This is a genomic window from Pseudomonas sp. GCEP-101, from assembly GCF_025133575.1.
Classification (GTDB): domain Bacteria; phylum Pseudomonadota; class Gammaproteobacteria; order Pseudomonadales; family Pseudomonadaceae; genus Pseudomonas; species Pseudomonas nitroreducens_B.
The window spans coordinates 3955836-3982644 of record NZ_CP104011.1; the positions used below are offsets into that span (position 1 = coordinate 3955836).

The following is a 26809-nucleotide window of genomic DNA, read 5'->3' on the forward strand; positions in this document are numbered from 1 at the left end:
TTTCGAATCCCAGTCTTTTCGCGGAGCCTCGCATGTCCGGCAACACCTACGGCAAGCTGTTCACCGTCACCACCGCTGGCGAAAGCCACGGCCCGGCGCTGGTCGCCATCGTCGACGGCTGCCCGCCCGGCCTGGAGATTTCCCTGGAAGACCTGCAGCGCGACCTGGACCGCCGCAAGCCCGGCACCAGCCGCCACACCACCCAGCGCCAGGAAGCCGACGAGGTGGAAATCCTCTCCGGCGTGTTCGAAGGCAAGACCACCGGCACCCCGATCGGCCTGCTGATCCGCAACACCGACCAGAAGTCCAAGGACTACTCGGCGATCAAGGACCTGTTCCGCCCGGCCCACGCCGACTACACCTACCACCACAAGTACGGTATCCGCGACTACCGTGGCGGCGGCCGTTCCTCGGCGCGGGAGACCGCCATGCGCGTGGCCGCCGGCGCCATCGCCAAGAAGGTGCTGGCAGGCATGGGCATCACGGTGCGCGGCTACATGAGCCAGCTCGGCCCGATCGAGATTCCGTTCAAGACCTGGGACAGCGTGGAAGAAAACGCCTTCTTCAGCCCCGACCCGGACAAGGTGCCTGAGCTGGAGACCTACATGGACCAGCTGCGCCGCGACCAGGATTCGGTGGGCGCGAAGATCACCGTCGTCGCCGAAGGCGTGCCGCCGGGCCTGGGCGAGCCGATCTTCGACCGCCTGGACGCCGAACTGGCCCACGCGCTGATGAGCATCAATGCGGTGAAGGGCGTGGAAATCGGCGCCGGTTTCGCCAGCGTCGCCCAGCGCGGCACCGAGCACCGCGACGAGCTGACCCCGGCAGGTTTCCTGTCGAACAACGCTGGCGGCATCCTCGGCGGCATTTCCTCCGGCCAGCCGATCGTCGCCCACCTGGCGCTCAAGCCGACCTCCAGCATCACCACCCCCGGCCGCTCCATCGACGTCGACGGCAACCCGGTGGACGTGATCACCAAGGGCCGCCACGACCCGTGCGTGGGTATCCGCGCGACCCCCATCGCCGAGGCGATGATGGCCATCGTGCTGCTCGACCACCTGCTGCGCCACCGCGCACAGAACGCCGATGTGAAGGTCACTACGCCGATTCTCGGCCAGCTCTGAGCCAGAAGCGGCAAGCGCTGAGCCGGTGCGACACCCGGCTCTTCGCCGGCCGCCTCACGCTTGCCGCTTATGGCTGTTCCTTATTGGCGCCTGTCCAGCTTCTACTTCTTCTACTTCTGCCTGCTGGGCGGGACGGCGCCGTTCCTTGCGCTGTATTTCCATCACCTGGGCTTTTCCAGCGCGCGCATCGGCGAGCTGGTCGCCATTCCCATGCTGATGCGCTGTGTGGCGCCGAACCTGTGGGGCTGGCTGGGCGACCGCAGCGGCCAGCGGCTGGCCATCGTGCGCTTTGGCGCGGTGTGCACGGCGCTGTGCTTCGCCGGTATCTTCCTCGGCCATAGCTATGCGTGGCTGGCGCTGGTCATGGCCGGGCATGCGTTCTTCTGGCACGCGGTGCTGCCGCAGTTCGAAGTCATCACCCTGGCGCACCTGCGCGGGGGCACCGAGCGCTACAGCCGCATTCGCCTGTGGGGTTCCATCGGCTTTATCTGCACCGTGGTCGGCCTGGGCAGCTTGTTCGAGTTCGCCAGCCTGGATGCCTACCCGCTGGCGCTGCTGGCGATCATGCTCGGCATCGTCGGTGCCAGCTGGTGGGTGCCCAACGCCCAGCCGCCGGCGCGGCAGGACGAAGCCACCGCCGGCGGCTTGCGCCAGCAACTGCTCAAGCCCGGCGTCCTCGCCTTCTACCTGTGCGTGTGCCTGATGCAGCTGTCCCACGGCCCGTACTACACCTTCCTGACCCTGCACCTGGAATCGCTCGGCTACGCCCGCGGGCTGATCGGCCAGCTCTGGGCATTGGGCGTGGTGGCCGAGGTGCTGCTGTTCCTGGTCATGCCGCGCCTGCTCACGCGCTTCTCCCTGCGCCAGGTGCTGGTGGCAAGCTTCCTCCTGGCGGCCTTGCGCTGGCTGCTGCTGGGCACGCTGGCCGGGCACCTGGGCGTGCTGTTGTTCGCCCAACTGCTGCACGCGGCGACCTTCGGCAGCTTCCACGCGGGCGCCATTCACTTCGTCCAGCGCAGCTTCCAGGCGCGCCAGCAGGGCCAGGGGCAGGCGCTCTACGCCGCGCTGGCCGGCACCGGCGGCGCACTCGGCGCGCTTTACTCCGGCTACAGCTGGGGTAGCCTTGGCCCGGCCTGGACCTTCGCCATCGCCAGCGTTGCCGCGCTGGCGGCCGCACTCATCATCTGGACCCGTCTGAACGAGGACCCGCATGCACGCCAACCGTGAACAACTGACCCAGCAGATCATCGAGGCCGGGCGCTTCCTCTATGGCCGCGGCTGGTCGCCGGCCACCAGCAGCAACTATTCGGCGCGCCTGGCCGCGGATCGCGCACTGCTCACCGTCTCCGGCAAGCACAAGGGCCAGCTCGGCGAGGACGACGTGCTGGAGACCGACCTGGCCGGCAACAGCCTGGAACCGGGCAAGAAGCCGTCCGCGGAAACCCTGCTGCACACCCAGCTCTACGCCTGGCGCCCGGAGATCGGCGCTGTGCTGCACACCCATTCGGTCAACGCCACCGTGCTGTCGCGCCTGACACCCGGCGACCGCCTGGAGCTGGAGGACTACGAATTGCAGAAGGCCTTCGCCGGTGTCACCACCCACGAAGGCCGCGTCACCGTGCCGATCTTCGACAACGACCAGGACATCGCCCGCCTGGCCGCCCAGGTGCAGCCCTGGCTGGAAGCGCATCCGGATTGCCCCGGGTACCTGATCCGTGGTCACGGCCTGTACACTTGGGGGCCACGCATGGCCGATGCCCTGCGCCAGATCGAAGCCTTCGAATTCCTCTTCGAATGCGAACTGAAAGTACTGAGCCTTCGCGGCGGCACACGCTGAGCGAATCCGGCCCGCTTTTGCGGATAAAGCCCAGAAGGATACCGACCATGAGCAGCCTGACCGTCTACCACGAATCCAACCCCGAGCAGCCGCTGAAGCTGCTGACCCACGCCGAGGACATCGCCTCCACCCTGGGCGAGCTGGGCGTGCGCTTCCAGCGCTGGGCAGCCAACGCGCCCATCGCCCCCGGCGCCAGCCAGGAAGAAGTGATCGCCGCCTACCAGCACGAAATCCGCCGCCTGCAGGAAGAGGAGGGCTACGTCACCGTCGACGTGGTCAGCCTGACCGCCGATCACCCGCAGAAGGACGAGTTGCGCGCGAAATTCCTCGACGAGCACCGCCACGGCGAGGACGAGGTACGCTTCTTCGTCGCCGGCCGTGGCCTGTTCACCCTGCACATCGAGGATCACGTTTATGCCGTGCTGTGCGAGAAGAACGACCTGATCTCGGTGCCCGCCGGCACCCGCCACTGGTTCGACATGGGCGAGCGCCCGCATTTCGTCGCCATCCGCCTGTTCAACAATGCCGAGGGCTGGGTCGCGAAGTTCACCGGCGACGAGATCGCCAAGCGGTTTCCGTTGCTGGACGACTGATTTTCCGCCCCGGCGTTGCCGGGCGTTTCCTGCTCTTCGCAGGAGCGAGGGGGACGCCGAGTCCTTGCTCGCGAACGAGTCCCGCGGCGGAGCCTGATAAAGAACGATGGCCGTGTGTGCACCCACCCACGGTCGTTACCTGAACCACCCTCTCCCTGACCCTCTCCCTGACGGGAGAGGGGATTGTCCGGAGTTATCGGGAAGCACCTGTCTTACCGGATACGCCGATAAGCGCCCTCTCCCTTCAGGGCGAGGGCGGGGGGAGAGAGGGGTTCTTGCCCGAGCCGTTCCGCTTTCCTGGAGTACCCATGCCCATCAAAGCCATTCTCACCGACATCGAAGGCACCACCAGCGCGGTCAGCTTCGTCTTCGACGTGCTCTTTCCCTATGCCGCCGCGCACCTGCCGGACTACGTGCGTGAGCATGCCTCCGAGCCCGCCGTGGCCGAGCAACTGGCCGCCGTGCGCGCCGACAGCGGCGAGGCGAATGCCGATACCGAGCGCTGCATCGAGATCCTCCTGGGCTGGATCGCCGAGGACCGCAAGGCCACGCCGCTCAAGGCGTTGCAGGGCATGGTCTGGGAGCAGGGCTACCGCGCCGGCCAGCTCAAGGGCCACGTCTACCCCGATGCCGTCGATGCGCTGCGCCACTGGCACGCCGAGGGCTACCAGCTGTACGTCTATTCGTCCGGCTCGATCCAGGCGCAGAAGCTGATCTTCGGCTGTTCCGAGGCAGGCGACCTGTCGCTGCTGTTCTCCGGCTACTTCGACACCACCAGCGGGCCCAAGCGCGAGGCGGCGTCCTACCAGCGCATCGCCGCCGCCATCGGTCTGCCGGGCGAGCAGATTCTCTTCCTGTCCGATGTGGTGCAGGAGCTGGACGCCGCGCAGCAGGCCGGCCTGCAGACCATCGGCCTGGCTCGCGAGGGCGGCGTGCTGGAAGGTCACGACACCGTGGCCAGCTTCGCGGTGATCGACCCGGCGCGGGTCTGAACCCATGCCCGTGCCAATGCGGCGCGGGCGACTATGCTGATCAGACCTCAATCATCCAAAGGGATTTTCTACATGGGTTCGACCCTGAGTGGCCTGATCAGTCTGATCATCTTCGCCCTGGATATCTGGGCGATCATCAACGTGGTGAAAAGCAACGCCGAGATGGGGCTGAAGATCGTCTGGATTCTGGTGATCGTCATCCTGCCGGTGCTGGGCCTGATCATCTGGGCCGTCGCCGGGCCGCGGGGGAATGTGAGGGTCTAACGCCTTGTAGGAGCGGGCCATGCCCGCGATCCCCCGGCAGAGCGGCGTTTGTCCTGGCTCCAAAGGTGGAGGTTCTTTCAGCTTCAGCTTGGGTATTTCAGCGCTGCTTCGGCGTACGCTGGGATCTCTGGTTTCGCCCCCTCGGGCGAGTCACTTTGCCAAACGACGCAAAGTAACCAAAGGTCTTGCCCCGGACATCCGGTTTTTCGCTTAGGCGAAAAATTCCCTCGTTGAAGGGGCGTTTCAGGGGCACGCTGCGAAGGGCCATCCCTGGCCCATCGCAGCTCTCGCGGCATCCATGCCGCTCAACCCCTGAAACTCCGCTTCCACTCGGCCTGCTGAGCGGGGCGTTCGGAGCGTGCGGGTATTTCTCTGGAAGTCTTACGAAGCCAAAGCCAAACCGCAGGCATGGGCTTCTTGTAGGAGCGAGCTTGCTCGCGAACCGCACGGCACGGTCATGCCCGTAGGAGCGGACCTTGTCCGCGAAATCCCGCCGACCGCACCTCAACGCCCGGCTGCCGCTCAATCGAACCGATAATGCATCCGTACGCACCCCGGCTCGATGACCTTGGCCGACAGCAATGTCGGCGACGCTCGCAGCCCGGTGGCGGGGAACAGCGGATAACCGCCGCCGATGATCTCCGGCATCACGTAGATCTCCAGCTCATCGAGCGCCCCGCGCTCCAGGAAGGCCATCTGCAGTTGGCCGCCGCCTAGCATCCACACATCGCCATCGTCCAGCGCACGCAGTTCGGCGATCAGCGCGTCGATATTGCTGCGGGTTTCCAGCGGGCCTTTCGGTTCGTCGATAGGGTGAGATGTCACCACCAGCACCCGCTGCTTGCCGTAGGGCCAGGGGGTGGGATCGCCAGCGAGGAAGTCGTAAGTCGCGCGGCCCATGACCACGGTGCGGATGCGCTCAAGGAACAGGTTGTAGTCGTGTTCGCCCAATTGCAGCGGGTCGTGCTTGAACAGCCAGTCCAGACCGTGCTCCGGGGTGGCGATGAAGCCGTCGAGGCTGCTGGCGATGTAGCCGAGAATCCGCGCCATGGGGTGTCTCCCTGGTGTAATACTCCTCCAGCATTATCCGCGCCGAGCTTCGTTGGTGCGAACTGGTGCTAAAGGACGAAAGGGTTGCGGGATAAGTCGTCGCGAAGGACACTTGCCCGATGCATTACTGCCTGATCGAAACAGACCTCGGCTGGTTCGGGCTCGCCTGGAGCCCGCAGGGAATCACGCGCGCCTACCTGCCGGGCGATCCAGTACACAGCCTGCGCGAGCGCTTCGACAGGTTCGCCAGCGAAACCGCGCACTGGCCGGCGTTCATCGACGAGGCGCGGCAGTTGATCCTGGGGTACGCGCGGGGCGAGGCGGTGTGCTTCGACACGCTGCCGCTGGACCTGTCCGCCGTCAGTGATTTCCACCGTCGCGTCTACGCCGACATCCTGCCACTGGGGGGCGGCGAAACCACGACCTATGGCGAGATCGCCCGGCGCCTGGGCGACGTTGGCTTGTCCCGCGCGGTCGGGCAGGCGATGGGCAGTAATCCGATCCCGTTGATCATTCCCTGTCACCGTGTGCTCGCCAGCGGCGGCAAGACCGGCGGCTTCTCTGCGCCCGGCGGCGGTACCTCGAAAATGCGCATGCTGGCGCTGGAAGGCTACGAGGACCCGCAGGCAGCGCAGGCCACCTTCGACTTCTAGGCTGGCTCCAGCGCGCCTTCCAGGCGCAGCAGCAGTTCCTTGCGCGGCAACCCGCCAGCATAGCCGGTGAGGCTGCCGTTGCTGCCGATCACCCGATGGCAGGGCACGATGATGCTGACCGGGTTGGCGCCGTTGGCCGCCCCCACCGCGCGGATCGCCGTGGGCCGGCCGATGCGCCGGGCGAGTTCCGCGTAGACGGTGGTGTAGCCATAGGGGATATCCACCAGCGCCTGCCAGACCTGGCGCTGGAACGCGGTGCCGCCGGTGTTCAGGCGCACGTCGAAGCGCCGCCGCTTGCCGGCGAAATACTCGTCCAGTTGCCGCGCCACCTCGTCCAGCAGCGGGCTGCCCTCGCGCCAGTCCGGCTCAGGGTAGTGGCGGGTCTCCAGGTCCATGTAGAGCATGCGCAGGCCGCCTTCGTCGCCGGCCAGCAGCAGGCGCCCGGTGGGGCTGTCGTGGTAGCGGTAGTGCATGCTCATCCTCCGGTGCGGCCCGCCTGGGAGTAGGCGTGCCAGAGATAGACGGCGGCGTAGGCCCGCCAGGGCCGCCAGGCTTCGGCGCGGCGTTGCAGCTCGCGGGCGGTGATGCCGTCGCTGCCCCAGACCGGCGATTTGAGCAGGCCCAGGTCGGCGGCAGGGAAGGCGTCCGGATCGCCGAAGGCGCGCAGGGCAACGTACTCGGCGGTCCACGGGCCGATGCCGGGGAGGGCGCAGAGGCGCTTCACCAGGTCGTCGGCGCCGTCGTCCACGTGCAGCGCCAGCGCGCCGCTGGCGCAGGCGGCGGCGAAGCGCTGCAGGGTTTCCACGCGCTTGCCGGGCATGCCGATGCCGGCGAGGTCGGCGTCGGCCAGCGCCGCCGGTGTGGGGAAGAGGCGGGTGGGCTGGCCGTCCACCGCGCCCGGCAGCGCTTCGCCCAGGCGCTGCACCAGCCGCCCGACGATGGTCACCGCGGCTTTTACCGTGACCTGCTGGCCGACGATGGCGCGCACGGCCTGTTCGAACGGATCGAAGGCGGTGGGCAGGCGCAGGCCGGGGGCTTGCTGCAGAAGGGGGCCGAGTACCGCGTCGTCGCCCAGGTGGTCGGCAATCACTGCGGGGTTGCTGTCCAGGTCGAACATCTTGCGCACCCGCGCCGTCAGCGCCTCGACATGGGCGACCGGCAGGTGCAGTTCGAGTTCCAGTTCGGCGCTGCCCTCCAGCGGCGCAACGCTGAACCAGCCGCACGCCGCGCCCAGCCGCACGCTGCGGGCGTAGCGCCGGGGCGACAGGCACTCGACGCCGGCCAGGCTGCGCAGGGCGAAGTGGTCGTGGAACTGCTGCCAGTCCCACGGGGCGTGGTAGGGCAGGCGAATGAGACGGGAGTGGGGGGCAGTATTCGTCATGCAGCGACCTTACCTGTTGCGCGCTGGGCTGTCGTCCCGCGTCTGGCTTTCAAACCGCAACGGGAACCCTGCTTTATCGGAAAGCACCGACGGCAGGGTTCGACCTGTCATCGTCCGGCACGTAGAATGCGCGCCTCTTTCGGGGCGGCGCGGCCGTCCCCTCCTAGTGTCTTGTCCCGACGGGAGCCCATTGCATGCACGATTACCAGGAAACCCTCTACGACGGCTATGGCCAGCGATTCAGCGTCGACAGGATGCTCCACGAGGTGCGCACCGAGCACCAGCACCTGGTGATCTTCGAGAATGCGCGCATGGGCCGGGTGATGGCGCTGGACGGCGTCATCCAGACCACCGAAGCCGACGAATTCATCTACCACGAGATGCTCACCCACGTGCCGATCCTCGCCCATGGCGCTGCCAGGCGCGTGCTGATCATCGGCGGCGGCGACGGCGGCATGCTGCGTGAAGTGGCCAAGCATGCCAGCGTCGAGCACATCACCATGGTGGAGATCGATGGCACCGTGGTCGACATGTGCAAGGAGTTCCTGCCCAACCACTCCCAGGGCGCCTTCGACGATGCCCGGTTGAACCTGGTGATCGACGACGGCATGCGCTTCGTCGCCACCACCACAGAGAAGTTCGACGTGATCATCTCCGACTCCACCGACCCGATCGGCCCGGGCGAGGTGCTGTTCTCGGAGAACTTCTACCAGGCCTGCCATCGCTGCCTGAACGAGGGCGGCGTGCTGGTGACCCAGAACGGCACGCCCTTCATGCAGCTGGACACCGTGCGCAACACCGCCGGCCGCATGAACGGCCTGTTCGCCGACTGGCACTTCTACCAGGCGGCCGTGCCGACCTACATCGGCGGCTCGATGACCTTCGCCTGGGGCTCGACCAACCCGGCGCTGCGCCAGGTCGACGCGGGCACCCTGGCCCAGCGTTTTGCCGCCAGCGGCATCCAGACCCGCTACTACAACCCCGCCATCCACCAGGGTGCCTTCGCCCTGCCGCAGTACGTGCTGCAAGCCATCGGCAAGCCGGCCAACGACTGATCGGGGGAGGGTGCCGCGCCGTCGCCTGGCGGCGCGGCCCACCACGCGCCCTCGGGCGCTCCGCGACATTTTCTTCACGCCCCGCCCTGCACCATGGCCGCCCTCAGGCGGTGCAGTGCCGCGCTGGTTCTCGTTCGCATCATCTCGAAACGATTCCCCGGCCAGGCTTAAGGTCTGCTTAAGCGGCACACAATAGAATGCGCCGCCGCTGCTTTTGCGGTGTAATGCCGCAGCCTTTTCGCGCTCGCGCGGGCAGCCCCTGCTGCCCGGCCATGGCGATGCGCCTTCGAACCCGAAACGTTCACAACGGAACCAAGACATGGGCCAATCAGAAGTCCTGACCAACCGCCAGACCGGTGCAAGCCTCACGCGGCCCACCGTGTCCAGCCACCTGGCGTTCACCGCGCTCAGCGTCGTCGCGCTGATGGCGATGTTCTCCCTGCTGCGCCTTGCGCTGTTCATCTACAACCGCGAGCTGATCGGCAACACCCCGGCTTCCACCTTCGTCGAGGCGTTCCTCACCGGCATGCGCTTCGACATCCGCGCCGTGGTCTACATCGTCGCTCCGCTGGTCTTCGCGGTCGTCAGCGTGCGCGCCATGGGCTGGCGCTGGCTGTGGAAAACCTGGCTGACCATCGCCGCGAGCATCACGCTGTTCCTGGGCGTGCTGGAGATGGACTTCTACCGCGAGTTCCACCAGCGCCTGAACAGCCTGGTGTTCCAGTACATGTCCGAAGACCCGAAGACGGTCATGAGCATGATCTGGTACGGCTATCCGGTGGTCCGCTACCTGCTGGCCTGGGCCATCGCCACCTGGCTGCTGTACCTGCTGTTCCGTGGCATCGACCGCGCCACCCGCCCGGCCGCCAGCGGTCCGTCGGCCGCTGCCTGGTACTTGCGCGTGGTGGCGCTGCTGGTGCTGATCGCACTGTGCGTGGTCGCCGCCCGCGGCACCCTGCGCCAGGGCCCGCCGCTGCGCTGGGGCGATGCCTTCACCACCGACTCGCAGTTCGCCAACCAGCTCGGCCTGAACGGTACCCTGAGCCTGATCAAGGCCGCCGAGAGCCGCTTCTCCGAAGACCGCGACAACATCTGGAAATCCACCCTGCCGCAGGACCAGGCCCTGGCCACCGTGCGCAAGATGCTGGTGATGCCGGACGACAAGCTGGTCGACGCCGATGACGCACCGGTTCGCCGCGACTATACGCCGCCGGCCGATGGCACTCTGCCGGTGAAGAACGTCGTGGTGATCCTGATGGAAAGCTTCGCCGGCCACTACGTCGGCGCGCTGGGCGCTCCGGGCAACATCACCCCGTCCTTCGACAAGCTGGCGAAGGAGGGGCTGCTGTTCACCCAGTACTTCTCCAACGGCACCCACACTCACCAGGGCATGTTCGCCACCATGGCGTGCTTCCCCAACCTGCCGGGCTTCGAGTACCTGATGCAGACGCCCGAGGGCGGTCACAAGTTCTCCGGCCTGCCGCAGTTGCTGTCGGCACGCAAGTTCGAGGACGTCTACGTCTATAACGGCGACTTCGCCTGGGACAACCAGTCCGGCTTCTTCGCCAACCAGGGCATGACCTCCTTTATCGGCCGCAACGACTTCGTCAATCCGGTGTTCTCCGACCCGACCTGGGGTGTGTCCGACCAAGACATGTTCGCTCGCGGCAACGAAGAACTGGACAAGCTGCACGCCACCGGCAAACCGTTCTATGCGCTGCTGCAGACCCTGTCCAACCACGTGCCCTACGCGCTGCCCAAGGATCTGCCGGTACAGCCGGTGACCGGCTACGGCAGCCTGGACGAGCACCTGACGGCGATGCGCTACTCCGATTGGTCGCTTGGCCAGTTCTTCGAGAAGGCCAAGAAGTCGCCGTACTACAAGGACACCATCTTCGTCGTCGTCGGCGACCACGGCTTCGGTACCCCCGAGCAACTGACCGAGATGGACCTGTTCCGCTTCAACGTGCCGCTGCTGATCATCGCTCCCGGCATCCAGGAGAAATTCGGCGCTACCCGCGACACCGTCGGCACCCAGATCGACATCGTGCCGACCATCATGGGCCGCCTGGGCGGCGAGGCCCGCCACCAGTGCTGGGGCCGCGATCTGCTGAACCTGCCTGAAGGCGACAAGGGCTTCGGCATGATCAAGCCGTCGGGCAGTGGCCAGGACGTGGCGCTGGTTTATGGCAATCGCATCCTGATCAAGCCCAAGGAAGGCGACATCCGTGTCTATGACTACAAGCTCGGCAAGGACTTCGGCGCGACTCGCGTCCAGGACACCCCGGAGCAGTCGGAAATGAAGGGCCGCCTGGAATCCTTCATCCAGACCGCCACCCAGGCCCTGCTGGACAACAAGACCGGCGTGGTCGACGGCAAGCCCGACGTGAAGTGATCGAGCGGTAAGTGAAAAGGGGCCTACGGGCCCTTTTTTCATTCCCGAGGATTGATTGATGTATCGTTCTTGCAACGACACATTGGCGCCGCACGGTTGTTGAGCGAGCTCGCTACGATGGGCTGCTGCCCCAGCGCTGTACACTACTCCAAGTCTGGCTCTCAGGATTTCGCCCGAGGGGGCGAAACATGGAGTCCGCTCGTACGCCAAAGCGGCGCTGGCACACCCACGCCGAAGCAGGAAATCTGTCCGTTGATATCGGCGCACACGCCGGTCCTACCGGCGGTTCGCGGGCATGGCCCGCTCCTACAGGGTGCATGCCAGACGCTGCGGAGCGGCGGGAAAAATGATTAAAACAAGTTATAAATTAAGACGATATCGATCTAATGAATTATAAGAAAACTCGTTATCCTGCCGCCCACACCACGAGGTGATCAGTTTCGCCAGTCAGGACGCGTAGATGGATGTTGGCAATATCGGTTTCGTAGTCGCGGGTCTTGTCGTTGGCTTTATCGTTGGAATGACCGGTGTCGGTGGCGGCTCGCTGATGACCCCGATCCTGCTCTGGTTCGGTATCAACCCCGCTGCCGCGGTGGGCACCGACCTGCTCTATGCCGCCATCACCAAGTCCGGCGGCGTCCTGGTTCACCGCAAGAACGACAACATCGACTGGCGCATCACCGGCTGGCTGGCCCTGGGCAGCGTTCCGGCGGCGGCGCTGACGCTGCTGTTCCTGCACAGCCTGCACGCCGATACCGCAACGATGAACGCGGTGATCAAGAACGCCCTGGGCGTCGTGCTGCTGCTCACCGCGCTGGCCGTGCTGTTCAAGAAGCAGGTGCTGGCCTTCGCCCAGCGCCATGCGGGCGACAGCTTCCACTTCAGCGGCCCGAAGCTGAACGCGCTGACGGTCGTCACCGGCGCCATCCTCGGCGCGATGGTCGCGTTGACCTCCATCGGCGCCGGCGCGCTGGGCACCGTGGCGCTGTTCATCCTCTATCCGTTCCTCGCCACCCGGCGCCTGGTCGGCACCGAGATCGCCCACGCCGTACCGCTCACCCTGGTCGCCGGCCTCGGCCACGCCAGCATGGGCAATATGGACTGGGGCCTGCTGGGCTACCTGCTGATGGGCTCGCTGCCGGGCATCTACATCGGCAGCCATCTGGCCGGCCGCATCCCCGACGGCGTGCTGCGCCCGTGCCTGGCGGTGATGCTGGCCATGATCGGCTACAAGCTGGTCTTCTAAGCGCCGGTTTCCCAGAGCGCTCAGCCGCGGCGGAAACGCCCCGGCGTCACGCCTTTCCAGCGGCGGAAGGCGTGGATGAAGTTCGACACCTCGCCGTAGCCGAGCCGCTCGGCAATCTCCTCCAGACGAATCGCCCCGGTGGCCAGCAACTCCTCGGCCAGCGCCTGGCGCACCTCATCGAGCAGGGCGCGATAACTGCTGCCCTCGGCTTCCAGCCGGCGGCGCAGCGTGCGTGAGGTCATGTGCAGCTCGTTCGCCAGTTGCTCCATGTCCGGCAGGCGTCCCGGCGTGCCCAGCAGGCGATCGCGGATCTGCCCGGACAGCCCGGTGCGCACCTGACGGCGGGCGAGCAGGGCGCGGCATTGTTCCTCGCAGCGTCGCGCCACTTCCGGGTTGGCACCAGGCAGCGGCATATCGAGGATGCGGCTGTCGAAGACGATGCGGTTTTCCGCCTGGCCGTAGAGCGGCGTCACCCCCAGGTGCTCGATGTAGGGCGAAAGGTCGGCTGGCGCCTCGCGGCGGAACAGCGCCTGGCGGATCGGTGGCGGCTGGTTGGTCAGGTCGCGCTGGATGCGCAGCACGCCTCCGCCGTCGCGGTCGATGAGGAAGTCGCGCAGGTCTTCCGGCACCGCCGAGTCGTCCAGCACCAGGTGCGCCTCGCCGTCGTGTTCCTCCAGCGTCATGCGGTGGAAGGCGTAGGTCAGGTCGAGGTAGCGCAGGCCCAGGTGCGCGGCACTGAGGAAGGTCGAGCTGCTGAGCAGGGCGAAGCCCCAGATGCCGTAGGTATTGAGGTGATAGCGCAGGCCGGCCTTGAGGCCGATGCCGGGGCGCTGGCCGATCTGCCGCTGGATGTTGCGCAGCAGCGCCAGCTCCTGGCTGGCTTCCACCTCGGCGCCGGGGTCGGCGAGCACGCCGATGTCCAGCCCGGTGCCGTCCAGGCACTGTTCCAGGGTCATGCCGTGGTCGAGGCCGAACTGGGTCATGAGCTGCACGCTGATGGCGCTGCGCCGGGGCGACCAGGGCGGGGTGGCAGGCATCGAGACCTCGGATGGCAGGGTGACCGAAAATCAGGGGTGACCGAAAGTCACAATTTTATGTCCGACTATGCCATAACCCTGGGTGGGAAGTCGCACTAGGATGTCGTCATCCGCCGCCGTGCGGACTTCAGAACCGGGAGCACAACAATGACAACACCTTCCCGTCGACCGGCCGCCCCGCGCGTGCTGATCATCGGTGCCGGCTTCGCCGGCCTGGGCCTGGCAATCCGCTTGCAGAAGGCCGGCATCCAGGACTTCCTGATCCTCGAGAAGGCCGCCGACGTCGGTGGCTGCTGGCGCGAGAACGTCTATCCGGGCGCCGCCTGCGACGTGCCTTCGCACCTGTATTCCTTTTCCTTCGAACCCAAGGCCGACTGGTCGCGCAAGTTCGCGCCCCAGGCGGAAATCCTCAACTATGCGCGGCACTGCGCGGACAAGTACCGCCTGCGCGAGCGCATCCGCTTCAACCGCGAAGTGCGCGAGGCCAGCTTCGATGAAGCGGCCGGCGAGTGGCGGGTGACCTGCGCCGATGGCGAGGAGTTGCGCGCCCAATCGCTGGTCTGCGCGCTCGGCCAGCTGAGCCGCCCGCTGATCCCGAAACTGCCGGGGATCGAGCGCTTCCAGGGCAAGGCCTTCCACTCCGCGCAGTGGGACCACGACACACCGCTGGAGGGCAAGTGCGTCGCGGTAGTCGGCACCGGCGCCAGCGCCATCCAGTTCGTTCCGCAGATCGCCCCGAAGGTGGCCGAGCTGCTGCTGTTCCAGCGCAGCGCCGCCTATGTCATCCCCAAGCCGGATCGCCCCTACGCCGACTGGGAACGCCGTCTCAAGGCGCGGTTGCCCTGGCTGCAACGCCTGGACCGAGGCCTGAAGTACATCCAGCACGAGGCCCGCGCGCTGGCCTTCACGGTGTTTCCGCCGCTGATGAACGTCATGCGGATCAGCTTCCATCGGCACATGCGCAAGAGCATCGCCGACCCACAGCTGCGCGCCCGGCTGGAGCCGGACTACCCCATGGGCTGCAAGCGCATCCTGATCAGCAACGACTACTACCCGGCGCTGGCGCGCCGCAACGTGAAGCTGGTGGACAGCGGCATTCACGAGGTCACCGAGGACGCCATCGTCACCCGTGACGGCGTGCGCCACCCGGTGGACACCATCATCTACGGCACCGGTTTCGCCGCCACCGAATTCCTCGCCCCAATGCGCGTCACCGGCCTTGCCGGCCGCGAGCTGAACCAGGCGTGGAGCGATGGCGCGGAGGCGTACAAGGGCATCAGCGTCAGCGGCTTCCCCAACTTCTTCATCCTCTACGGGCCCAACACCAACCTGGGGCACAACTCCATCATCTACATGCTGGAAAGCCAGTTCCCCTACGTGCTCGGCTGCCTGCAACGCGTCCAGCGCGACGGCCTGAAATACCTGGACCTCAAGCCGCAGGTGCAACAGGGCTTCAACCGCCAGTTGCAGCACGACCTGCAACACACCATCTGGGAGCGCGGCTGCAGCAGCTGGTACAAGACCGCCAGTGGACGCAACACCGTGAACTGGCCGGGCTTCACCTTCCGGTATCGCCAACAGACCCGTCAGCCGGAGTTCGCCGACTATGACTGCATCCGTTGAACCGCAACTGCCGCTGTCGACTCGCCAGAAGCTGCTGACGGCCACCCTGCGCGGCACGCTGAACCTGCTGTTCCGCGGGCTGATGGGCCCGCCGTTGCCGGTGAAGGCGCAGCGTGCGCTGCTGCGTGGGCTGACGGCCGCCACGCTGACGCCGCGAGGCGTGCATCGCGAGCAGACGACCCTGGGCGGCGTGCCCGCCGAAGTCTGGCGGCCGCAGGGCGCGGGCGAGGGCCGGGTGATCCTCTACCTGCACGGCGGCGCCTACCTGATCGGCTCGCCGGCCACCCATCGGGCGATCACCGCCAACCTGGCGCGGCTGTGCCAGGCCGAGGTCTGGGTGATCGATTACCGCCTGGCGCCGGAACATCGTTTCCCCGCCCAGCGCGAGGACGCCGTGGCGGCCTACCGGGCATTGCTGGATAAAGGCGTCCCGGCCCGCGCCATTACGGTGGCGGGGGATTCCGCCGGCGGCCACCTGACCCTGCAACTGGCCCTGGAGGCCAGAGCGCAGGGCCTGCCGGCGCCGGGCGCGCTGGTGACCTTCTCGCCGGTGACCGATCTTTCCAACGAACACCTGCACGCGCCGGCGGCGGGCGACCCCTTGATCACCCGCGCCTGGATGGACAGCGCCATGGCGATGTTCTGCCCGCCGGGCGTACCGCGCGCGGATGCGCAGCTGTCACCGCTGTATGCCGACCTCAGCGGGCTGCCGCCGCTGTTGATCCAGGTCGGCGAGGACGAGGTGTTGCGCAACGACAGCCTGCGCTTCGCCGACGCCGCGCGGCGCCATGGCAACACCGTGCACCTGCAGCGCTTCCCCGGTTGCTGGCATGTGTTCCAGGCCCACGCCGGCCTGCTGGACGTGGCCGACCGCGCCCTGCAGGACGTCGCCCGCTTTGTTGCCAGCCATGTGCAATCTGCCACTGCGCAAGGAGCGCCGCGATGAACACCATCCTGATCAGCGGGGCGGCCTCGGGCATCGGCGCCGCCACCGCGAAGCTGTTCCACCAGCGCGGCTGGCGTGTCGGCCTGCTCGACCTCAACCCCGAGCCGCTGGCGGCGCTGGCAGCCGAGCTGGACGGCGCCTGGCAGCGGGCGCTGGACGTCACCGACGCCGACGCGGTAACGGCGGCGGTGCGCGAGTTCGCCGAGGCCAACGCCGGACAGCTGCGCTTGCTGTTCAACTGCGCGGGCATCCTGCGCTTCGGCCGTTTCGAGGACATCAGCCTCGCCGAGCACAACCGCATCATCGCCATCAACGTGCAGGGTGTGCTCAACTGCTGCTATGCCGCGCTGCCGTTCCTCAAGCGCACCCCGGGCGCGCAGGTGCTGAACATGGGCTCCGCCTCGGGGCTGTACGGGGTGCCGCAGATGGCCAGCTACTCGGCGTCGAAGTTCGCCATTCGCGGATTGACCGAAGCGCTGGAGCTGGAGTGGCGCGAGTTGGGCATTCGCGTCGCCGACCTGATGCCGCCCTTCGTGCGCACGCCGATGGTCGCCAGCCAGACCTTCGAGCCGCCCGTGTTGCGCCGCCTGGGCGTGACCCTGGTGGCGGAGGACATCGCCCGCGCCGCCTGGCGCCAGGCCCAGAGCAGCGGGGTGCACCGGCCGATCGGCGCCATGTTCCGCGCCATGTACTGGTCCGGCCAGCTGTCGCCGCCGGCGCTCAACCGTTGGGTGATGGCCTGGCTCAGCCGCGCCTGAGTAAACTGCAGGGGCGGCGAAGGAGGCCGTCCCATGCAGCAGATCCTGGAACCTCAGCCATCGGCCTGGCAGCGTGTGCTGCAGGACATCACCTCACCTTTCGACCGCATCAGCGAGATGACCTACGGGGTGATCATGACCCTGACCATCATCTCGGTGATTTCCGCCGCCAGCGGCGGGGCGAGCCGGCAGGACCTGATCGTCGCTGCGCTGGGCTGCAACCTCGCCTGGGGCCTGGTGGATGCGCTGATGCTGCTGGTGCGTCTGAGGGTCGAGCGGGTGCACCAGCACGGTCGCCTGCGCGCCTTGCGCGGCACGTCCGATGACCGCGATTTCCGTGACGGACTCGGCGAGTTCCTGCCTCCACGACTGGTGGCCGCGCTGCAGCCGGACGAGGTCTGGCGGCTGCGCCAGCGCCTGATGCGCTCCGAACTGGGCACCGGGCCGCTGCGCCATGGCGGAGCCGAGGTCTGGCTGGCGGCGCTGCTGATCGTGTTGCTGGTGACCGGCATCACCCTGCCGCTGATCCTGCCGCTGTGGCTGGTGCCGGACGAGCTGCTGGCGCTGCGCCTGGCCCAGGGCATCGGCGTCGCCATGCTGTTCGGCCTGGGCTGGCTGCTCAGCCGCTGGTCCGGTGACTCGCCCTGGCCGGGTGCGCTGGGTTTTACGGCGCTGGGCGTCGCCATGACCGGCCTGTGCATCGCGCTGGGCGGCTAGTGGCGCAGGCTTTCCCCCGACTGCCGCCTGTCGCCGCCAAACGGTTGGAAGCATGGAAGGAGCGGCGCGGGCTGCCGCCAGGCGCTACTCTGAGGAAGTGGCCGGGAAATTTCCGTTGCGCCGCTCGGCGCGTTCGGCGGAGTTGGCCACCATTTCGGGGGACGTTGCGTCATTTGACGTTTCCCGGCGGCACACTGAAGTGCCCGGAACATGCCCGCCCAGGGCGTGTTCGTTGGCGGGGAATACACTCTGAACGTCTCGACAGGAGGTGCGTACCATGGAAAAGCCCCTCTCGGAGGATATCAGCGTCAACGTGTTGCGCCGGATGAAGGAAGGTGGCTTCGATTTCGCTCGCATTCATCCCATCGATTTTTTCGCCATCTTTTCCGATGAACAGAACGCCCGCAAAGCTGCCCGGCAGTTTCGCGGAGAGTCGCTGAGAACCCAGGTCGAAGCCCGCGATGATGGCGGCTGGAACCTGCAGATCAGCAAGGTGATGTTCGCCACCCACGCCGCCATCGGCGATTTCGAGCACGACCTTGAGGAAGTCGTGGTGCCACTGGGCGGTATTCTCGATGGCTGGGGAGTGACCCAGGAGGTCACCTCCCTGCGTTGAGCGCAACGCAGCGTTGAGCTGTCGCAGGACGGCCCATCTTCTACCCGCGTCTTTTACCCGCAAGCCACGAAAAAGCGTGCCGTCGCCAGCGGTGACGGCGCGCCTTTCTTCGTTGCCTTTCTTCGCTGGGCAGCGTGCCCTGGGCGGCAGCCGTGCAAGCACGCGCTTGCGGACACGCCAGGTTTCTTCAGCGCCCCCGATGCGGCAGACTGCCGCGCGGAGGTGACCATGACCGATATCCTGATCCTGACCCACGTCGATTTCTGCCCGCCCGGCCACCTGGGCGCGCTGCTCGACCGACTGCAACTGCCATTCGACGTGCGCCGCGCCGACCTCGGCGAGCTGCAAGGCTACGACCTGGAACGGCCGAAAGCCGTCGCCATCATGGGCGGGCCGATGAGCGTGAACGACGACCTGCCATGGCTGCGCGATGAGATCGCTGCGATCCGCCGCTTCATCGCGCGCGACGTGCCGATGATCGGTCACTGCCTGGGCGGACAGTTGCTGGCCAAGGCGCTGGGCGCGGACATCCATCGCCTGCCGTATACCGAAATGGGCTGGCAGCCGATGCGCCGCCTGGAAGGGCAGAGCCCCTGGCTGGCGCACCTGCCCGAGGAGTTTCCGATCTACCAGTGGCACGGCGATACCTTCGATATTCCCCCGGGCGCCACCCGCCTGCTGTCCAGCCCCTGGTGCGAGAACCAGGCCTTCAGCTTCGGCGAGCGCATCCTCGGCCTGCAGGGTCATCCGGAGATGACCGAGGAGCTGGTGAGCGGCTGGGTCAATGGCTTCCCGGAATACCAGGATCCGACCCAGCCCAGCCAGGAAAGCGCCCAGGCGATGCTGGCCGACCTGCCGCAGAAGGTGGCGGCGATGAACCGGGTGGCGGAGGGGTTCTACCAGCATTGGCTGAAGTTGGCGGGGCTGGTCTGAACGGCGCCACGTTCCACCCATCCTACGTATCGATCCCGCGGGGGGTGCTCTTGGTAGGAGCGAGCTTGCTCGCGAATCCGGCCTCGCAGCGGGGGTCGTTCGCGAGCAAGCTCGCTCCTACAGGCTGGGGTTAGTGCTTGAACATGATGTGCCGCGCCACGGTGTAGTCCTCCAGGCCATACATGGACAGGTCCTTGCCGTAGCCGGATTGCTTGAAGCCGCCATGGGGCATCTCGCTGCACAGCATGAAGTGGGTGTTCACCCAGGTGCAGCCGTACTGCAGGCGCGCCGCCACCCGTGAGGCGCGGCCGACATCCTTCGTCCACACCGACGAGGCGAGGCCGTAGTCCGAGTCGTTCGCCCAGCGCACCGCTTCGTCCGCGTCGCTGAACGGGGTCACCGATACTACCGGGCCAAACACTTCGCGGCGGACGATTTCGTCGTCCTGCTGGGCGTTGGCCACCACGGTGGGCTCGTAGAAGAAGCCGCTGCCGCTGACCACCTTGCCACCCGTGGCGATCTGGATGTGCGGGCTGGCCTTGGCGCGCTCGACGAAGCCGGAGACGCGGTCGCGCTGGGCGGCGGTGATCAGCGGGCCGAGTTCGGTGTTCGGGTCGTTCTGCAAACCTGTCTTGAGGCTCGATACGGCGCTGGCGAGGTCGGCGACGAAGTTGTCGTAGACCTTCTTGCCCGCATAGATGCGGCAGGCCGCGGTGCAGTCCTGGCCGGCGTTGTAGAAACCGAAGGTGCGGATGCCGGCGATCACGTCGTCCAGGTCGGCGTCGTCGAAGACGATCACCGGGGCCTTGCCGCCCAGTTCCATGTGCAGGCGCTTCACGCTGTCGGCGGCGCTCTTGATGATGGCCTTGCCGGTGCCCACCGAGCCGGTCAGCGAGACCATGCGCACCAGGTCATGGCTGACCAGCGGCGCGCCCACGCTCGGGCCGCGGCCGAACACCAGGTTGACGACGCCGGCGGGGAACAGCTCGGCGATGAACTCGGCGACTCGCAGGGCGGTGAGCGGTGTCTGCTCGGAAGGCTTGAGCACCACGCAGTTGCCGGCGGCCAGCGCCGGGCCGAGCTTCCACGCGGCCATCATCAGCGGGTAGTTCCAGGGCGCGATGGAGGCGACCACGCCCACCGGGTCGCGGCGGATCATCGAGGTGAAGCCGGACAGGTATTCGCCGGCGGCGGAGCCGGGCAGCACGCGGCAGGCGCCGGCGAAGAAGCGGAACACGTCGGCGATGGCCGGGATTTCGTCATTCAGCGCGGCGGCGTAGGGCTTGCCGCAGTTGTCCGACTCCAGCCGGGCCAGCTCCTCGGCGTGTTCCTCGATGCGGTCGGCCAGGCGCAGCAGGAGCAGGGCGCGGTCTTTGGGAGCGGTCTGCGACCAGCCGTCGAAGGCCGCATCGGCCGCGCGCACGGCGGTGTCCACCTGGGCTTCGCTGGCCTCGGCAACCTGGCCGATCACCGTGCCGGTGGCGGGGTTGAGGATGTCCAGCGCGGCGCCTTCGCCGGCGACGAACTGGCCGTTGATCAAGAGTTTGGTTTGCATGGGGGCTCCTCCTTCAATGGGTTTTCCCTCACCCCAACCCTCGGCTTTGGCATCCTGCGTCGCTCTGACTCCTGCATCCCTGCAGTCGTCTCCCAGAGGGAGAGGGGGCTGTTCGTGCCGGCTGACACCACGGTTTCAGCCGGCGCCGATCCGGTTCCCTCTCCCTTCGGGGCGGGGCGCGCAGCCAGGGCTAGGGAGGGGGCGTTTGGCACGGAGTCACTTGCCACTCCCCGCCACATCGCTGGTCCCGCGCGTCAGGTAGTACGCACCGAGGATCGGCAGCATGGTGGCGAGCATCACCAGCATGGCGACGACGTTGGTCACCGGCACGTCGCGCGGGCGGGTCAGCTGGTTGAGCAGCCACAGCGGCAGGGTGCGTTCGTGGCCGGCGGTGAAGGTGGTGACGATGATTTCGTCGAACGACAGGGCGAAGGCCAGCATGCCGCCGGCCAGCAACGCCGTGGCGATGTTCGGCAGGATGATGTAGCGGAAGGTCTGCCAGCCGTCGGCGCCCAGGTCCATGCTCGCCTCGATCAGGCTGAAGGACGTGCGGCGGAAGCGGGCGATCACGTTGTTGTAGACGATCACCACGCAGAAGGTGGCGTGGCCGATGACGATGGTCAGGAAGCCCGGCTCGATGCCGAGGGTCTTGAATGCCGAGAGCAGGGCGATGCCGGTGATGATCCCGGGCAGGGCGATGGGCAGGATCAGCATCAGCGAGATGCTCTCCTTGCCGAAGAAGTCGCGGCGGTACAGCGCGCCAGCGGCCAGGGTGCCGAGGACCATGGCGATCAGCGTGGCGACGCAGGCGATCTTCACCGACAGCCAGATGGAATCGAGCACGTCGCCGCGGGCGAAGGCGATGCTGAACCACTTCAGGGTGAAGCCCTGCAACGGGAAGCTGTAGGCCGACTCCTCGGTGTTGAAGGCATAGAGCAGGATCACCAGGATCGGGAAGTGCAGGAACACCAGCCCGCCCCAGGCCGCCAGGCGCAGGAACCAGGAGGGCCGATCGGTGGAATGGGCGTCAGAGCGCATCGAAGGCCCCCAGCCGCTTGGCGATGGACAGGTAGACGGCGATCAGCACGATGGGCACCAGGGTGAAGGCCGCCGCCAGCGGCATGTTGCCCACCGCGCCCTGCTGCACGTAGACCATGGTGCCGATGAACAGACCGCTGGGGCCGACTAGCTGGGGGATGATGAAGTCGCCCAGGGTCAGGCTGAAGGTGAAGATCGAGCCGGCCACCACGCCGGGGAAGGCCAGCGGCAGGATGACCTGGAAGAAGGTCTGCCGCGGGTGCGCGCCGAGGTCCGCCGAGGCTTGCAGCAGCGACGGCGGCAGGCGTTCCAGGGCGGCCTGGATCGGCAGGATCATGAACGGCAGCCAGATGTAGGTAAACACCCAGAAACGCCCGAGGTGCGAGGTGGACAGGGTGTTGCCGCCCACGCCCGGGACGCCCAGCAACAAGTCCAGCAGGCCCAGCAGGTGCAGGCGCTCGATCACCCAGTAGAGGATGCCGCCCTTGGCCAGGATCACCGTCCAGGCGTAGGCCTTGACGATGTAGCTGGCCCACATGGGCAGCATCACCGCGATGTAGAAGAAGGCCTTCTCCTTCGGCCCGGCATAGCGCGCCATGTAGTAGGCGATGGGGAAGGCGAGGATGGCGCTGGCCACCGACACGGCAATCGCCATGCTGAAGGTGCGCAGGACGATGTCGTAGTTGGCCGGGTTGAACAGCGCCCGGTAGTTGGCCAGGGTCAGGTCCGGCGTCACCGCCATGGTGAAGTCGTCGAAGGTGTAGAAGCTCTGCCAGAGCAGGGCGAACAGCGAGCCGATGTAGATCACCCCGAACCACAGCAGCGGCGGGATCAGCAGCATCAGCAGGTAGAGCGTGCTGCGCCGGTAGAGGAAGCTGGAGATCGCCCTCACGGCGCCGACTCCTCGCGCAGCGGCACCAGCGCGCTGCGGGCCCAGCAGGCAGTCACCGCATCGCCCGGTTTCGGCCGTTGCTCCTCGCGCTCGCCGTTGGGCAGGGCGGCGACCAGGCGCGCGCCGTTTTCCAGCTCGATCTCGTAGCGGCTGCTGGCGCCCATGTACTGCACGTCGAACAGGGTGCCGCTGACTTCCAGTTCGCCTTCCCCGGCGCGGCCGAAGCGCACGTGCTCGGGGCGCAGCGAGTGCGGGCGCGATTCGCCCAGCAGGCGTTGCGCGAGGTCGTCGCGCAGCACGTTGGCAGTGCCGACGAATTCGGCGACGAAGCGCGTGGCCGGGCGGCGATAGAGGTTGCCAGGCGTGTCGACCTGTTCGATGCGTCCCTTGTTGAACACCGCCACGCGGTCGGACATGGACAGCGCTTCGCCCTGGTCATGGGTGACGAAGATGAAGGTGATGCCGAGCTGGCGCTGCAGCTTCTTCAGCTCCACCTGCATCTGCTCGCGCAGCTTCAGGTCCAGCGCGCCGAGGGGTTCGTCCAGCAGCAGCACGCGCGGGCGATTGACCAGCGCGCGGGCGAGGGCCACGCGCTGGCGCTGGCCGCCGGAGAGCTGCGCCGGCTTGCGCGTGCCGTAGCCGGCCAGGGCGACCATGCCCAGGGCCTCTTCGGCGCGGTGATAGCGCTCGGCCTTGGCCACGCCTTTCACCTTCAGGCCGTAGGCGACATTGTCCAGCACGTTCATGTGGGGGAACAGCGCGTAATCCTGGAACACCGTGTTCACGTCGCGCTCGTAGGGCGGCAGGCCCGCCGCTTCCGCACCGTGGATGCGGATGGAGCCGGACGTGGGCTGCTCGAAACCGGCGATCAGCCGCAGGCAGGTGGTCTTGCCCGAGCCGGAAGGGCCGAGCATGGAGAAGAATTCGCCGTCGCGGATCTCGATGGACACCGCGTCGACGGCGCGCACCTCGCCGTAGTGACGGCTGACGTCGGTGAACTGGACGGCTGTGGTCATGCTGCTGGCTACCTGAAGGGCGGGGCTGCATCAGAAAAGGTAGCGCATGGGGGGAAGGGCGCTCGGGAAGGACATGCTCTTGGTAGGAGCGAGCTTGCTCGCGAATGGCCCCGCAGCGGAGGCGGGTTCGCGAGCAAGCTCGCTCCTACAGGTCAGCAGTGAAGCGGGGCTTGGTCACCTCCCGCCCATGATCGCAATGTAATCCTGCGTCCACCGGCTGTACGGAACGCACTGCCCCTGGTCGCACTTGGCCTGCGGGGTCTTCCAGAAGGCGATGCGGTCGAACTGGTCGTAGCCGTTGGCGGCGCAACCTTTCTCGCCCAGCAGTTGGCTGCCGGTGCAGCCGTCGGGCACGGCCGGCACGGAGCCGAACCAGGCGGCGACGTCGCCCTGCACCTTGGGCTCCAGCGACCAGTTCAGCCATTTGTAGGCGCACACCGGGTGCTTGGCGTCCACGTGCATCATGGTGGTGTCGGCCCAACCGGTGACGCCTTCGCCGGGGATGGTCGAGGCGATCGGCTGCTTCTCGCCCACCAGCGCGTTCACCTGGTAGGGCCAGGAGCCGGAGGCAGCCACACCTTCGTTCTTGAAGTCGCTCATCTGCACCGTCGCGTCGTGCCAGTAGCGGTGGATCAGCTTCTGCTGCTCGCGCAGCAGCTTGAGGGCGGCGGCGTACTGTTCCTCGTTGAGCTCGTACGGGTCCTGGATACCCAGCTTGGGATTGGCGGTCTTCAGGTACAGCGCCGCGTCGGCGATGTAGATCGGCCCGTCGTAGGCCTGCACGCGGCCCTTGTTGCTCTTGCCGTCGGGCAGCTTCTGCTCGCTGAACACCACGCTCCAGCTGTTCGGCGCCTGGGGGAAGACCTTGGTGTTGTACATCAGCACGTTCGGCCCCCACTGGTAGGGCGTGCCGTAGTGCTTGCCGTCCACGGTGTGCCAGGGCGCGTCCTGCAGGCGCTTGTCGACGTTCTTCCAGTTGGGCACCAGGGCGAGGTTGATCGGTTGCACGCGCTTGCCATAGACCAGCCGCAGGGAGGCGTCGCCGGAGGCGGTGACCAGGTCGTAGCCGCCCTTGGCCATCAGGCTGACCATCTCGTCGGAGGTGGCCGCGGTCTTGACGTTCACCTTGCAGCCGCTGTCCTTCTCGAACTGGGTGACCCAGTCGTAGTTCTTGTCGCTCTCGCCACGTTCGATGTAGCCCGGCCAGGCAATGATATCCAGCGCCCCTTCGGGGTTGCCGAGTTGCTTGAGTGCCTCGGCGGCCTGCACCGAGCCGCTGCCGAGCAGGCTGATGGCGGCGAACGTCAGCGCCGCGACGTTCACTGAAGACAAATGCACGGATGACATGGACGGACTCCTGTTGTTCTTCGTTGTGGGAGCCACTGCGGAACCAGCGCGCAGATAAATGGCACCTCCGTTGACCGCTGCGGGTCCATAGCAAATGGCCACGCTCTTGCAGCGTAGTTCTGCCCCCGGAGGCTGACAAGCCAGCACTGGCGCGGCCTGTGGCCCCAAACGGGGCGCGCCGCGCGAGGTGTGCTGCGGTTTCGCACCATGGCAGTGCGACCGGCGCCAACAGCCTTTGCAAGTCATTGAATGGACAGGAAATCGACCTCTGGCACGGGCCTTGCGACGGCACCTGTAGCCGAGTGAGAGCGGCAACAAGGAGTGGAAGATGGCTCGGGTGTTCTATGACGAAATGCATGACGCCGCTGGCGCCTGCCGACCGCACTACACGGAGTTCGCCCGCTGGCTGGCGGACATGCCCGGCGAACAGTTGCAGCAGCGCCGCCGCGAGGCCGACCTGCTGTTCTACCGCGCCGGGATCACCTTCACCCTCTATGGCGACGACCAGGGCACCGAGCGCCTGATCCCCTTCGACACCATCCCGCGCAGCATTCCCGCCAGCGAATGGAAGATCATCGAGGCCGGCTGCATCCAGCGGGTGCAGGCGCTCAACCTGTTCCTCGCCGACCTCTACCACGACCAGCGCATCCTCAAGGAAGGCCTGATCCCGCCCGAGCAGGTCCTGGCCAACGACCAGTACCAGCTGGCCATGCAGGGCCTGGACGTGCCCGGCAACGTCTACGCGCACATCGCCGGCATCGACCTGGTGCGCGACGGCAACGGCGCCTACTACGTCCTCGAGGACAACCTGCGCACCCCCAGCGGCGTCTCCTACATGCTGGAGAACCGCAAGATGATGATGCGCCTGTTCCCCGAGCTGTTCGGCGCCCAGCGCATCGCGCCCATCGACCACTACCCGAACCTGCTGCTCGACACCCTGCGCCAGGCCAGCCAGGTGGAGCAGCCCTGCGTGGTGGTGCTGACGCCCGGACGCTTCAACAGTGCCTACTTCGAGCACGCCTTCCTGGCGCGGGAGATGGGCGTGGAGCTGGTGGAAGGCGCCGACCTGTTCGTCCGCGACGAGCGCGTTTACATGCGCACCACCGCCGGCCCGATGCCCGTGGACGTGATCTACCGCCGGGTGGACGACGACTTCCTCGACCCGCTGGCCTTCAACCCCGACTCCATGCTCGGCGTGCCCGGCCTGCTGGCCGCGTACCGCGCCGGCAACGTGGTACTGGCGAACGCGATCGGCACCGGCGTGGCCGACGACAAGTCGGTGTACCCCTACGTGCCGGAGATGATCCGCTTCTACCTCGACCAGGAGCCGATCCTGCACAACGTGCCGACCTGGCAATGCCGCCGGCCGCAGGACCTGTCCCACGTGCTGGCGCACCTGCCCGAGCTGGTGGTGAAGGAAGCCCAGGGCTCCGGCGGCTACGGCATGCTGGTCGGCCCGGCCGCCAGCAGCGCCGAGATCGAAGCCTTCCGCGCCCGCCTGATGGCGCGCCCGGAGGCCTATATCGCCCAGCCGACCCTGAGCCTGTCGACCTGCCCGACCTTCGTCGAGAACGGCATCGCCCCGCGCCACATCGACCTGCGCCCCTTCGTGCTCTCCGCGCCGGACAACGTGCGCCTGGTGCCCGGCGGGCTGACCCGCGTGGCGCTGCGCGAAGGCTCGCTGGTCGTCAACTCGTCACAGGGTGGCGGTACCAAGGACACCTGGGTAGTAGAGGACTAA

At 66.9% G+C, this 26809-nt stretch carries 26 protein-coding genes; 17 read left to right on the plus strand and 9 right to left on the minus strand.

The window, feature by feature from the left end; genetic code table 11:
* Positions 1 to 32: 32 nt before the first annotated feature.
* The 6 genes from aroC to N0B71_RS18260 all read left to right on the plus strand — a co-directional run bounded on the left by aroC (position 33) and on the right by N0B71_RS18260 (position 4810).
* Complete coding sequence (aroC, locus tag N0B71_RS18235; protein WP_259754089.1) at positions 33 to 1124, plus strand: chorismate synthase; 1092 nt, start codon at positions 33 to 35, stop codon at positions 1122 to 1124.
* A gap of 69 nt (positions 1125 to 1193) precedes the next feature.
* A complete protein-coding gene (locus N0B71_RS18240; RefSeq protein ID WP_259754090.1) occupies positions 1194 to 2351 on the plus strand; it encodes an MFS transporter in 1158 nt (385 codons plus the stop codon).
* Positions 2335 to 2961: a methylthioribulose 1-phosphate dehydratase gene (locus N0B71_RS18245; protein WP_259754092.1), complete on the plus strand. Its 627-nt coding sequence runs from the start codon at positions 2335 to 2337 to the stop codon at positions 2959 to 2961. The genes N0B71_RS18240 and N0B71_RS18245 overlap by 17 nt, the downstream gene beginning before the upstream one ends.
* Positions 2962 to 3008: 47 nt before the next feature.
* Positions 3009 to 3554 (plus strand): 1,2-dihydroxy-3-keto-5-methylthiopentene dioxygenase, encoded by a 546-nt coding sequence (locus tag N0B71_RS18250; protein WP_259754093.1) that lies wholly within the window; start codon positions 3009 to 3011, stop codon positions 3552 to 3554.
* Positions 3555 to 3862: 308 nt separating this feature from the next.
* Entirely contained in the window at positions 3863 to 4546 is a 684-nt protein-coding gene (gene mtnC, locus N0B71_RS18255) for an acireductone synthase (RefSeq protein WP_259754094.1), read from the plus strand.
* A 72-nt stretch (positions 4547 to 4618) separates the two neighbouring features.
* The gene (locus tag N0B71_RS18260; RefSeq protein ID WP_259754095.1) at positions 4619 to 4810 is read left to right on the plus strand and encodes a PLD nuclease N-terminal domain-containing protein; all 192 of its coding nucleotides are present in this window, start codon (positions 4619 to 4621) and stop codon (positions 4808 to 4810) included.
* Between the two features lie 522 nt (positions 4811 to 5332).
* Here N0B71_RS18260 and N0B71_RS18265 read toward each other — a convergent pair.
* Positions 5333 to 5860 carry a dihydrofolate reductase family protein gene (locus N0B71_RS18265; protein ID WP_259754096.1) on the minus strand — a complete coding sequence of 176 codons (528 nt, stop codon included), beginning with the start codon at positions 5858 to 5860 and terminating at the stop codon, positions 5333 to 5335.
* A gap of 119 nt (positions 5861 to 5979) precedes the next feature.
* Between N0B71_RS18265 and N0B71_RS18270 the strand changes: the two genes are divergently transcribed.
* Positions 5980 to 6513: a methylated-DNA--[protein]-cysteine S-methyltransferase gene (locus N0B71_RS18270; protein WP_259754097.1), complete on the plus strand. Its 534-nt coding sequence runs from the start codon at positions 5980 to 5982 to the stop codon at positions 6511 to 6513.
* Here the strand turns inward: N0B71_RS18270 and N0B71_RS18275 are convergent.
* Entirely contained in the window at positions 6510 to 6986 is a 477-nt protein-coding gene (locus tag N0B71_RS18275) for a methylated-DNA--[protein]-cysteine S-methyltransferase (RefSeq protein ID WP_259754098.1), read from the minus strand. The two genes, N0B71_RS18270 and N0B71_RS18275, sit on opposite strands and share 4 nt — an antisense overlap.
* A 2-nt stretch (positions 6987 to 6988) precedes the next feature.
* Positions 6989 to 7894 (minus strand): DNA-3-methyladenine glycosylase family protein, encoded by a 906-nt coding sequence (locus N0B71_RS18280; protein WP_259754100.1) that lies wholly within the window; start codon positions 7892 to 7894, stop codon positions 6989 to 6991.
* A 194-nt stretch (positions 7895 to 8088) separates the two neighbouring features.
* On the opposite strand from N0B71_RS18280, the gene speE reads away from it, so the two are divergent.
* From speE to N0B71_RS18295, 3 genes are all read left to right on the plus strand, one after another.
* Complete coding sequence (gene speE, locus N0B71_RS18285) at positions 8089 to 8949, plus strand: polyamine aminopropyltransferase (RefSeq protein ID WP_259754101.1); 861 nt, start codon at positions 8089 to 8091, stop codon at positions 8947 to 8949.
* Positions 8950 to 9268: 319 nt separating this feature from the next.
* Entirely contained in the window at positions 9269 to 11344 is a 2076-nt protein-coding gene (locus N0B71_RS18290) for an LTA synthase family protein (RefSeq protein ID WP_259754103.1), read from the plus strand.
* Between the two features lie 460 nt (positions 11345 to 11804).
* Entirely contained in the window at positions 11805 to 12590 is a 786-nt protein-coding gene (locus N0B71_RS18295) for a sulfite exporter TauE/SafE family protein (protein ID WP_259754104.1), read from the plus strand.
* A 20-nt stretch (positions 12591 to 12610) separates the two neighbouring features.
* Here the strand turns inward: N0B71_RS18295 and N0B71_RS18300 are convergent, their stop codons facing one another.
* Positions 12611 to 13627: an AraC family transcriptional regulator gene (locus N0B71_RS18300; protein ID WP_259754105.1), complete on the minus strand. Its 1017-nt coding sequence runs from the start codon at positions 13625 to 13627 to the stop codon at positions 12611 to 12613.
* Positions 13628 to 13774: 147 nt separating this feature from the next.
* On the opposite strand from N0B71_RS18300, the gene N0B71_RS18305 reads away from it, so the two are divergent.
* The 6 genes from N0B71_RS18305 to N0B71_RS18330 all read left to right on the plus strand — a co-directional run bounded on the left by N0B71_RS18305 (position 13775) and on the right by N0B71_RS18330 (position 19220).
* Entirely contained in the window at positions 13775 to 15250 is a 1476-nt protein-coding gene (locus N0B71_RS18305) for a flavin-containing monooxygenase (protein ID WP_259754106.1), read from the plus strand.
* Entirely contained in the window at positions 15234 to 16196 is a 963-nt protein-coding gene (locus tag N0B71_RS18310) for an alpha/beta hydrolase (protein WP_259754107.1), read from the plus strand. Before N0B71_RS18305 ends, N0B71_RS18310 begins: the two co-directional genes overlap by 17 nt.
* Entirely contained in the window at positions 16193 to 16954 is a 762-nt protein-coding gene (locus tag N0B71_RS18315; protein WP_259754109.1) for an SDR family oxidoreductase, read from the plus strand. Before N0B71_RS18310 ends, N0B71_RS18315 begins: the two co-directional genes overlap by 4 nt.
* 33 nt (positions 16955 to 16987) lie before the next feature.
* A complete protein-coding gene (locus tag N0B71_RS18320; protein ID WP_259754111.1) occupies positions 16988 to 17671 on the plus strand; it encodes a VIT1/CCC1 transporter family protein in 684 nt (227 codons plus the stop codon).
* A gap of 277 nt (positions 17672 to 17948) precedes the next feature.
* Positions 17949 to 18287: a ribonuclease E inhibitor RraB gene (locus N0B71_RS18325; protein ID WP_259754112.1), complete on the plus strand. Its 339-nt coding sequence runs from the start codon at positions 17949 to 17951 to the stop codon at positions 18285 to 18287.
* Between the two features lie 228 nt (positions 18288 to 18515).
* Positions 18516 to 19220 (plus strand): type 1 glutamine amidotransferase, encoded by a 705-nt coding sequence (locus N0B71_RS18330; protein ID WP_259754113.1) that lies wholly within the window; start codon positions 18516 to 18518, stop codon positions 19218 to 19220.
* Positions 19221 to 19350: 130 nt separating this feature from the next.
* Here N0B71_RS18330 and N0B71_RS18335 read toward each other — a convergent pair whose 3' ends face one another.
* From N0B71_RS18335 to ydcS, 5 genes are all read right to left on the minus strand, one after another.
* Positions 19351 to 20775, minus strand: coding sequence for a gamma-aminobutyraldehyde dehydrogenase (locus N0B71_RS18335; protein WP_259754115.1), 1425 nt, complete (start codon positions 20773 to 20775; stop codon positions 19351 to 19353).
* A 216-nt stretch (positions 20776 to 20991) separates the two neighbouring features.
* On the minus strand, positions 20992 to 21813 hold the full coding sequence (locus N0B71_RS18340; RefSeq protein ID WP_259754116.1) for an ABC transporter permease: 822 nt from the start codon (positions 21811 to 21813) through the stop codon (positions 20992 to 20994).
* Positions 21803 to 22654: an ABC transporter permease gene (locus N0B71_RS18345; protein WP_259759612.1), complete on the minus strand. Its 852-nt coding sequence runs from the start codon at positions 22652 to 22654 to the stop codon at positions 21803 to 21805. The genes N0B71_RS18340 and N0B71_RS18345 overlap by 11 nt, the downstream gene beginning before the upstream one ends.
* Before the next feature lie 47 nt (positions 22655 to 22701).
* Entirely contained in the window at positions 22702 to 23721 is a 1020-nt protein-coding gene (locus N0B71_RS18350; RefSeq protein ID WP_259754117.1) for an ABC transporter ATP-binding protein, read from the minus strand.
* 174 nt (positions 23722 to 23895) lie between these two features.
* On the minus strand, positions 23896 to 25068 hold the full coding sequence (gene ydcS / locus N0B71_RS18355) for a putative ABC transporter substrate-binding protein YdcS (RefSeq protein ID WP_259754118.1): 1173 nt from the start codon (positions 25066 to 25068) through the stop codon (positions 23896 to 23898).
* 328 nt (positions 25069 to 25396) lie between these two features.
* Here ydcS and N0B71_RS18360 point away from each other — a divergent pair, with 328 nt between their 5' ends.
* Positions 25397 to 26809 (plus strand): circularly permuted type 2 ATP-grasp protein, encoded by a 1413-nt coding sequence (locus N0B71_RS18360; RefSeq protein WP_259754119.1) that lies wholly within the window; start codon positions 25397 to 25399, stop codon positions 26807 to 26809.

Bases quoted from the DNA above. Each gene is read 5' to 3' on its own strand.
- aroC (WP_259754089.1), top strand. From the start codon at position 33: ATGTCCGGCAACACCTACGGCAAGCTGTTCACCGTCACCACCGCTGGC.
- N0B71_RS18240 (WP_259754090.1), top strand. From the start codon at position 1,194: ATGGCTGTTCCTTATTGGCGCCTGTCCAGCTTCTACTTCTTCTACTTC.
- N0B71_RS18245 (WP_259754092.1), top strand. From the start codon at position 2,335: ATGCACGCCAACCGTGAACAACTGACCCAGCAGATCATCGAGGCCGGG.
- N0B71_RS18250 (WP_259754093.1), top strand. From the start codon at position 3,009: ATGAGCAGCCTGACCGTCTACCACGAATCCAACCCCGAGCAGCCGCTG.
- mtnC (WP_259754094.1), top strand. From the start codon at position 3,863: ATGCCCATCAAAGCCATTCTCACCGACATCGAAGGCACCACCAGCGCG.
- N0B71_RS18260 (WP_259754095.1), top strand. From the start codon at position 4,619: ATGGGTTCGACCCTGAGTGGCCTGATCAGTCTGATCATCTTCGCCCTG.
- N0B71_RS18265 (WP_259754096.1), bottom strand. From the start codon at position 5,860: ATGGCGCGGATTCTCGGCTACATCGCCAGCAGCCTCGACGGCTTCATC.
- N0B71_RS18270 (WP_259754097.1), top strand. From the start codon at position 5,980: ATGCATTACTGCCTGATCGAAACAGACCTCGGCTGGTTCGGGCTCGCC.
- N0B71_RS18275 (WP_259754098.1), bottom strand. From the start codon at position 6,986: ATGCACTACCGCTACCACGACAGCCCCACCGGGCGCCTGCTGCTGGCC.
- N0B71_RS18280 (WP_259754100.1), bottom strand. From the start codon at position 7,894: ATGACGAATACTGCCCCCCACTCCCGTCTCATTCGCCTGCCCTACCAC.
- speE (WP_259754101.1), top strand. From the start codon at position 8,089: ATGCACGATTACCAGGAAACCCTCTACGACGGCTATGGCCAGCGATTC.
- N0B71_RS18290 (WP_259754103.1), top strand. From the start codon at position 9,269: ATGGGCCAATCAGAAGTCCTGACCAACCGCCAGACCGGTGCAAGCCTC.
- N0B71_RS18295 (WP_259754104.1), top strand. From the start codon at position 11,805: ATGGATGTTGGCAATATCGGTTTCGTAGTCGCGGGTCTTGTCGTTGGC.
- N0B71_RS18300 (WP_259754105.1), bottom strand. From the start codon at position 13,627: ATGCCTGCCACCCCGCCCTGGTCGCCCCGGCGCAGCGCCATCAGCGTG.
- N0B71_RS18305 (WP_259754106.1), top strand. From the start codon at position 13,775: ATGACAACACCTTCCCGTCGACCGGCCGCCCCGCGCGTGCTGATCATC.
- N0B71_RS18310 (WP_259754107.1), top strand. From the start codon at position 15,234: ATGACTGCATCCGTTGAACCGCAACTGCCGCTGTCGACTCGCCAGAAG.
- N0B71_RS18315 (WP_259754109.1), top strand. From the start codon at position 16,193: ATGAACACCATCCTGATCAGCGGGGCGGCCTCGGGCATCGGCGCCGCC.
- N0B71_RS18320 (WP_259754111.1), top strand. From the start codon at position 16,988: ATGCAGCAGATCCTGGAACCTCAGCCATCGGCCTGGCAGCGTGTGCTG.
- N0B71_RS18325 (WP_259754112.1), top strand. From the start codon at position 17,949: ATGGAAAAGCCCCTCTCGGAGGATATCAGCGTCAACGTGTTGCGCCGG.
- N0B71_RS18330 (WP_259754113.1), top strand. From the start codon at position 18,516: ATGACCGATATCCTGATCCTGACCCACGTCGATTTCTGCCCGCCCGGC.
- N0B71_RS18335 (WP_259754115.1), bottom strand. From the start codon at position 20,775: ATGCAAACCAAACTCTTGATCAACGGCCAGTTCGTCGCCGGCGAAGGC.
- N0B71_RS18340 (WP_259754116.1), bottom strand. From the start codon at position 21,813: ATGCGCTCTGACGCCCATTCCACCGATCGGCCCTCCTGGTTCCTGCGC.
- N0B71_RS18345 (WP_259759612.1), bottom strand. From the start codon at position 22,654: ATGCTGCTGATCCCGCCGCTGCTGTGGTTCGGGGTGATCTACATCGGC.
- N0B71_RS18350 (WP_259754117.1), bottom strand. From the start codon at position 23,721: ATGACCACAGCCGTCCAGTTCACCGACGTCAGCCGTCACTACGGCGAG.
- ydcS (WP_259754118.1), bottom strand. From the start codon at position 25,068: ATGTCATCCGTGCATTTGTCTTCAGTGAACGTCGCGGCGCTGACGTTC.
- N0B71_RS18360 (WP_259754119.1), top strand. From the start codon at position 25,397: ATGGCTCGGGTGTTCTATGACGAAATGCATGACGCCGCTGGCGCCTGC.